The following is a 517-nucleotide window of genomic DNA, read 5'->3' on the forward strand; positions in this document are numbered from 1 at the left end:
GACGAGCTTTATCAAGAAGGAACGCCGCCAACAGAGGCAACCATTTCCAACTCTGGCAAAACGCTGACCATCACTGGCGGAAATTGGAATAATGATTTATGGCATATTAAAGGCGGTTTATCGTTTAATAATAATGTAAGTGGTTATACCTTGAAGCTGTCCAATGTACAGGGAACATTTTCGGCGGAAGGCGGCAATACTAGTACTCATAATGCCATCGCTTCAAGGAATACTGTGGAAGGAATAAATATCAAACCGACTAAAGAGATTCGAGGTGCTTTTAGCGCAGTTGGCCAAGCCGACAAAAATACTGTCGTGCTGAAAAACTCAACAGTTAGTAATGTCTACGGTGGGGAGGGAAACAGTGCCACGAACAATTCTGTTACGTTGGAGAATACCACAGCTAACAACGTTTATGGTGGCTATACTTATAGCGGTACGGGCGATGTTACGGGCAACATGGTCACGTTGAACAACGCGACAGTAAATGGCAGCCTTTACGGCGGTGGAACAAATG

At 44.7% G+C, this 517-nt stretch carries 1 protein-coding gene; it reads left to right on the plus strand.

What is annotated here, in order from left to right:
* Positions 1-517, plus strand: a 517-nt coding sequence (locus D081_RS12785; RefSeq protein WP_158087679.1) for a hypothetical protein, incomplete at both ends; no start/stop codon positions are given.

It is taken from the genome of Anaerovibrio sp. JC8, from assembly GCF_002100115.1.
Classification (GTDB): Bacteria; Bacillota; Negativicutes; order Selenomonadales; family Selenomonadaceae; genus Anaerovibrio.